This window comes from Citrobacter sp. (assembly GCF_050252275.1).
GTDB classification, from domain to species: Bacteria; Pseudomonadota; Gammaproteobacteria; order Enterobacterales; family Enterobacteriaceae; genus Citrobacter_A; species Citrobacter_A amalonaticus.
Window position 1 is genome coordinate 1 of sequence record NZ_JBFWLF010000242.1, and the last position, 7,018, is coordinate 7,018.

Genomic DNA, 7,018 nt, shown 5'->3' on the forward strand with positions numbered 1-7,018 from the left:
CCGCCACCCCAGGTTCCGGTTCTGACTGCGCAATGGGGATTATCGACGACAACGGCTTTACGCTGAAGACGTTCAACCCGAAACGCAAGTTCACCGAAACGTCGGCGGCGGCACATACCCTGTATGAGAAATCCGATCCGTACTTCCTGCCAGGCCCAGGCGGCGTGCTGAACCTGAAAGGGTGCAGTTTCAAAGCGGTAAACGATGGCGAAGTGTACGTCAGCGGTTCACGTCATGAAGCAACGCCGTATGCGCTGAAACTGGAAGGCGCGCGTCAGGTGGGCTTCCGTTGCCTGACCATCGCCGGTACCCGCGATCCGATCATGATTGCCAGCATCGACACCATTCTCGAAGAAGTTCAGGCCAGCGTCGCCCGCAACCTCTCGCTGAATGATGACAGCATCCGCATGACGTTCCACCTGTACGGCAAGAACGGCGTGATGGGTAACCATGAACCGGTGCAAACCGCCGGGCATGAGCTGGGCATTTTGCTGGACGTGGTCGCGCCGACGCAGGATATCGCCAACAGCGTCTGTTCGCTGGTGCGCTCTACCCTGTTGCACTACGGCTACGAAAACCGGATCGCCACGGCAGGCAACCTCGCCTTCCCGTTCTCGCCATCCGACATTCAAAGCGGACCGGTGTATGAGTTCTCAATCTATCACCTGATCGAAGCCAGCGACGCCCTGCGTTTTGACTTCCATATCGAACAGGTGACGCCAGAAGGAGTTCAGGCATGAAACACGCTATTTGCACCCTGGCGCAGGTGATTCGTTCTAAAAACGCCGGACCGTATGAACTGGTGTTAGATATTTTATTTAAAACGCGCGAAGACTATCAGCGGGTAAAACGTTCTGAGCAATTAACCCCGCAGTTAATTGCCCGCTTATATAACGTTGAACCTGATTTTATTCATCGCATCGTCTGGTTTGACCCGGCGAATGCCGTAAAAATCGTGATGCCTCGCGATATTATTTCCGGCAACGTTGGTGACAATGATGTTTATGGCGCGCAGCAGCATGCGCCGTTATTAAGTATTGAGTTCGATCTGTAACCAATAAAATACAACAACGTCCATTGGCGTACAGGATTTCGCTGTATCACTGTATTCCAGATAATTCATGCGGTTGGTCATAACCTGCGTGCGTCTGAGCTGCTGTCCTGGCTCTGGCGCACGCGACCCTACAACACTTCACAGACCAGCCTAGATCCGATGGAGTAAACATGAAGAAAATAAGTCTAACAAAAATGATCATATTAGGCCTGATACTCGGCATGATTGCCGGGGTGGCTATTAATAATATGGCATCGGCTGATACAGCAAAATCGTATGCGCAGGATATCTCTATTTTCACCACCATATTCTTACGTATGGTGAAAATGATTATCGCGCCGTTGGTTATTTCAACCCTGGTTGTCGGCATCGCGAAAATGGGCGATGCGAAAACGCTGGGGCGTATATTTTCAAAAACTTTTTTCCTGTTTATTTGCGCCTCACTGCTGTCGATTGCGCTGGGTCTGGTGATCGTCAACCTGTTCCAGCCAGGCGCGGGCATTAACTTTGTTGCCCATGACGCCGGAGCCGTGGCGGCCGTTCAGTCTGAACCGTTCACGCTGAAAGTGTTTATTTCTCACGCCGTACCGACCAGTATCGTTGACGCCATGGCGCGTAACGAAATCCTGCAAATCGTTGTGTTCTCAATCTTTCTCGGCTGTAGCCTGGCGGCGATTGGCGAGAAAGCCGAACCGATCGTGAAGGTGCTCGACTCTCTGGTTCACGTCATGCTGAAACTGACGGGTTACGTCATGCTGTTCGCCCCGTTAACGGTATTCGCCGCTATCTCCGGGCTTATCGCTGAACGCGGGCTGGGCGTGATGGTGAGCGCCGGGATCTTCATGGGTGAGTTCTACCTGACGCTGGGTATGCTGTGGGCGATCCTCATCGGCCTGTCAACGATGATTGTCGGTCCGTGCATCGGTCGCCTGACGAAAGCGATCCTCGAACCGGCACTGCTGGCATTTACCACGTCCAGCTCGGAAGCCGCGTTCCCGGGTACTCTGGATAAGCTGGAGAAATTCGGCGTCTCGTCCAAGATTGCCAGTTTCGTACTGCCTATCGGTTACTCCTTCAACCTCGTGGGTTCAATGGCCTACTGCTCGTTTGCCACCGTCTTTATCGCGCAGGCGTGCAACATTGAGCTGAGCATGGGCGAGCAAATCACCATGCTGCTGATCCTGATGTTGACTTCTAAAGGTATGGCAGGCGTACCGCGTGCCTCGATGGTGGTCATTGCCGCTACCCTCAACCAGTTCAACATTCCGGAAGCCGGTCTGATCCTGCTGATGGGCGTCGATCCATTCCTCGACATGGGCCGTTCTGCAACCAACGTGATGAGTAACGCCATGGGCGCCGCGATTGTCAGTCGCTGGGAAGGCGAACATTTCGGTTCCGGCTGCCGGGGCACTGCGCCGGTCAAAACGCCAGAACAGGAGCGTCCTGCCACTGAGCCGTCAGAAGTGGTGATGTCCTGATGATATCAGGTTGCCGGATAAGCACTCGCCCCTTCCGGCAACATGCCAATCACACCAACAAGGTTGCACCATGAACGTAAAATTCTTCGGCGCGAGCATGTTAACCGCCAGCCTGTTTTTTAGCGCCGCCGCGCTGGCGCAAACGGCGCCGGACTACGCCGCATTGATCGAACAGGCACACCAGAAATACAAAAGTAACAACGACGGCAAAGTCGCCGACTACATCCCTGCCCTTGCCACTTACAGCCCCAACAACTTCGCCATTACCCTCGCTACCGTTGACGGCAAAATTTACCAGGCAGGAGACATCAACAAAGCATTCCCGATGGAATCGCTGAGCAAAGTCTTCACCCTCGCGCTGGCGATGGAACAGCACGGGCCACAGGAGGTGCTGGATAAACTCGGCGCTAATGCCACCGGCCTGCCCTTTAATTCCGGCCTCGCGGTCGAACTCACGAAGGGCGCACCGGAGAATCCGCTGGTCAATGCAGGTGCCATGAGTACCGTCAGCCTGATTGACGCCAAAGACAAAACCGACCGCTGGAACAAAATCCTCACCAACCTGAACGACTGGGCCGACGCCACGCTCACGGTCAATGAACCGGTATTCAGATCGGAAATGGAGACCAACCAACACAATCAGGCGCTGGCGCAACTGATGGCATCGTACAACAGCTTCTACGGCGATACGCAGGAGGCCGTAGAGATTTACACCCGCCAGTGTTCAGTAGACGTCACCGTTGAGCAGCTTGCCAAAATGGGTGCCGTGCTGGCCAACAAGGGTAAATCGCCGTTCAACGGCAAACAGTTGCTCAATGAGCGCTATGTACCGCAGGTGCTGGCTGAAATGGCCATCGCCGGTCTCTATGACGGCAGCGGAAAATGGCTGTACACCGTCGGTATTCCGGCGAAAAGCGGCGTCGGCGGGGGCATGGTCGCGGTGGTACCGGGACAATACGCCATTGCCGTTTACTCACCGCCACTGGACAGCGCCGGGAACAGCGTGCGCGCCCAGCAGACTATTGAATATGTTGCCCATGCAACGCAGGCCAATCTCTTTATGGCGCATTAAGTGGATGCCGGATGGCGCTCATGCGCATCCGGCCTACGAATCAGGCATTTTTGTAGGTCGGATACGGCGCGACGCCGCCCTCCGGCGATATCAACCTTAACGTGAGAAGTAACATGTCTAAACCCTTTGTCTGGCAAGAACTCTTTGTACAAAGCAAAGAGAGTACGGAATACGAATTACTGAGCAATCAGCATGTTACGGTGACAGAGTTAGATGGCGAAGAGGTCATCAAAGTGGCGCCGGAAGCATTAACGCTGCTGGCGCAACAGGCATTCTATGAAGCATCGTTCTTCCTGCGCTCCGGACATTTAAAGCAGATCGCCAGCATCCTGCACGATCCGCAGGCCAGCAGTAACGACAAATATGTCGCCCTGCAGCTGTTACGTAATGCGGAAGTGTCGGCGAAAGGCGTGCTGCCGAACTGCCAGGATACAGGTACGGCGACAGTGGTCGCCAGCAAAGGCCAACAGATATGGACCGGCGGCGATGATGCCGAAGCGCTCAGCAAAGGGATTTACACCACCTTTAAAGAAAATAACCTGCGCTATTCGCAAAACGCCCCACTGGATATGTATACCGAGGTGAATACCGGCACCAACCTGCCGGCGCAGATCGATATCAGCGCCACACCGGGTAACGAATACCGCTTCTTGTTTGTCAATAAGGGCGGCGGCTCAGCCAACAAGGCGGCACTGTTCCAGGAGACCAAATCGATCCTGCAACCGGAAAAGCTCACCGCATTCCTGATCGAGAAGATGAAATCACTGGGCACCGCAGCCTGCCCGCCGTATCACATCGCTTTTGTCGTCGGCGGTCTCTCCGCAGATCAGGCGCTCAAGGTCGCCAAACTGGCCTCAACCAAGTATTACGACAACCTGCCCACCAGCGGTAATGAGCTGGGTCAGGCGTTTCGTGACACGGCGCTGGAATCCGCGCTGCTCAATGCCAGCCGTGAATTTGGCATTGGCGCGCAGTTTGGCGGTAAATATTTCGCCCATGATATTCGCGTAATTCGTCTGCCGCGCCACGGCGGCTCCTGCCCGATCGCGATGGCGCTCTCCTGCTCCGCCGATCGCAATATCAAAGCGAAGATCAACAAACACGGGATCTGGCTGGAAAAACTCGAGCATAACCCAGGTAAATTTATCCCTGAATCCAGCCGCATCGAGAACAGCGCACAGAGCGTAAACCTGGATCTGAACCGTCCGCTGCGCGAGATCCTGCATGATTTATCCGCCCTGCCAGTCGGTACGCGGCTTTCGCTAAACGGCCCGATCGTCGTCGCCCGCGACATCGTGCACGCCAAACTCAAAGAGCGCCTGGACAACGGCGAAGCGATGCCAGCGTACATGAAAGATCACATTGTCTACTATGCCGGCCCGGCTAAAACGCCGGATCAGATGGCCTGTGGTTCGCTCGGGCCAACCACCGGCGGGCGCATGGACGGCTATGTCGACGCTTTCCAGGCCGCTGGCGGTAGCCTGATCATGCTGTCCAAAGGCAACCGCAGTGCGCAAGTCACCGAGGCTTGCCATAAACACGGCGGATTCAACCTCGGCAGCATCGGTGGCGCCGCCGCCTTGCTGGCGCAGCAATACGTGAAAAGCCTGCGCTGCCTCGAATATCCCGAACTGGGAATGGAAGCGGTCTGGATGATGGAAGTTGAAAACCTACCTGCCTTCGTGCTGGTAGACGACAAGGGAAATAACTTCTTCAGCCAGTTTGAACAACAGCATCGTTGTGCATCTTGCCCGGCAGGACATTAAGGAGCGTTTATGCAAGCGCGAGCCAATGGCGACCGTCATCGCCAGCGTCAGCAAAAGCTGAAAGAACAGGTGGAAATCCGTGTGGCCGCCGCCACGGAACAAAAAGGGATTTTGATCGTATTTACCGGAAATGGAAAAGGGAAATCCACGGCCGCCTTTGGCACTGCCACCCGTGCGGTGGGTCATGGTAAAACCGTTGGCGTCGCGCAGTTTATCAAAGGCCAGTGGGATAATGGCGAATACAACACCCTGCATCCGCTGGGGGTTGAGTTTCACATTATGGGTACCGGGTTTACCTGGGAAACGCAAAACCGCGAGGCGGATATCGCGGCGGCGCAGGCTGTCTGGACAGAGAGCAAGCGCATGCTGGCCGATGCGCATTACGATCTGGTGGTCCTGGACGAACTTACATACATGCTGGCGTATCACTACCTGGATACTGACGAGGTGATTGCCGCCATTCGGGAGCGTCCGGCGCAGCAGAGTGTGATTGTGACCGGGCGAGGGTGTCACGCGCAGTTACTGGAGCTTGCCGATACGGTGAGCGAACTGCGCCCGGTCAAGCATGCGTTTGACAGCGGTATTCAGGCTCAGGCAGGAATTGACTGGTAGTTACGTCGTTGCCGGATGGCGCATGCGCTTATCCGGCTTCCCGTTTACCCGTCATCCGCCGTCAGCGTTCCAGGTGAGATACCACCGATTTTTGTAACAGCCAGTCGCGGAAAACCTGTAAATGACGGGATTCCGCTTTTTCTTCCCGCCAGGTCATGATGAAACGATTACCCGTGCGCATGGGCACATCGCAAGGGATCACCATGTCACCGTTGTCCAGATCGTGCTGGATCGCAAAACGTGGGAGCAGCGCAACCCCCAAATTCGATCGCACCGCGGCGATCAGCATCGACAGCAGATCAAAACGCGGGCCTTTGTTGACCAGTGGGCTACTGACATCCGACAGGGCGAACCACTCCTGCCAGCCGTTAATTCGCGTACTTTGATGCAACAAGGGAAACTCATTGAGCAACTCTTCAACCGCCAGTTTCTGGTTGGGCTGCGACAGCAGACTGCCGCTACAAACCGGGAGGATTTCCTCTTCGAACAGATACTCCACTTCTGACCACGGCGAACAGAAGTCTTCACGCATAATGGCCGCATCATATTCACGGTTGAGGAAATCGCCCATGTTCGCCAGCGAGTGAATATTAACGATAATATCGGGGTTAAGTTTGTTGAATTCACGCAGATTGGGGATCAGCCAGTGGGTGCTGAAGGTCGGGTTGACCGCCAGTTCAATGACTTCGACCGTGGGCTGCCAGGTCATAATGGTATTCGTATCACGCTCAAGTTTATTTAGCGTTTCTTTAACAATGCTCAAATAATGCTTCCCGGCCTCGTTTAAAAAAATCCGCTTTTTGGCATGATTAAATAATGCAGTATGCAGAAAATCCTCAAGTGCATTCACCTAGCGAAATACAGCACTTTGCGTTAATGCTAACTCCTCCGCCGCACGCGTATAACTTTCATGACGTGCCACCACTTCAAACGTCACCAGTAATTCAGTCTTTGGTATCTTTCCTCTCATAACGTCTTCCATATGCCGCGTACAAAAATAGTTTAATTTATAAAAAATAAATGCAACCGACTCCCG

At 54.4% G+C, this 7,018-nt stretch carries 6 protein-coding genes and 1 pseudogene; 6 read left to right on the top strand and 1 reads right to left on the bottom strand.

Translation table 11 applies throughout. From position 1 onward, the window contains the following. The 6 genes from AB7E14_RS17910 to cobO all read left to right on the top strand — a co-directional run. A partial coding sequence (locus AB7E14_RS17910) for an acyclic terpene utilization AtuA family protein (protein ID WP_428169750.1) occupies nucleotides 1–740 on the top strand: 740 nt, incomplete at its 5' end. Then, entirely contained in the window at nucleotides 737–1,054 is a 318-nt protein-coding gene (locus AB7E14_RS17915; RefSeq protein WP_042320615.1) for a DUF4387 domain-containing protein, read from the top strand. The genes AB7E14_RS17910 and AB7E14_RS17915, both read left to right, overlap by 4 nt. 170 nt (nucleotides 1,055–1,224) lie before the next feature. Beyond that, on the top strand, nucleotides 1,225–2,532 hold the full coding sequence (locus AB7E14_RS17920; RefSeq protein WP_043001352.1) for a dicarboxylate/amino acid:cation symporter: 1,308 nt from the start codon (nucleotides 1,225–1,227) through the stop codon (nucleotides 2,530–2,532). A 70-nt stretch (nucleotides 2,533–2,602) separates the two neighbouring features. Beyond that, nucleotides 2,603–3,604 (top strand): glutaminase A, encoded by a 1,002-nt coding sequence (glsA, locus tag AB7E14_RS17925; protein WP_316961893.1) that lies wholly within the window; start codon nucleotides 2,603–2,605, stop codon nucleotides 3,602–3,604. A 113-nt stretch (nucleotides 3,605–3,717) separates the two neighbouring features. Next, nucleotides 3,718–5,370, top strand: a complete 1,653-nt coding sequence (locus AB7E14_RS17930) for a class I fumarate hydratase (protein WP_043001354.1) — start codon at nucleotides 3,718–3,720, stop codon at nucleotides 5,368–5,370. Between the two features lie 9 nt (nucleotides 5,371–5,379). Beyond that, nucleotides 5,380–5,982 (top strand): cob(I)yrinic acid a,c-diamide adenosyltransferase, encoded by a 603-nt coding sequence (cobO, locus tag AB7E14_RS17935; protein WP_043001355.1) that lies wholly within the window; start codon nucleotides 5,380–5,382, stop codon nucleotides 5,980–5,982. A 61-nt stretch (nucleotides 5,983–6,043) separates the two neighbouring features. Here cobO and AB7E14_RS17940 read toward each other — a convergent pair. Beyond that, nucleotides 6,044–6,952 (bottom strand): annotated as a pseudogene (locus AB7E14_RS17940) (LysR family transcriptional regulator). Between the last annotated feature and the right edge of the window lie 66 nt (nucleotides 6,953–7,018).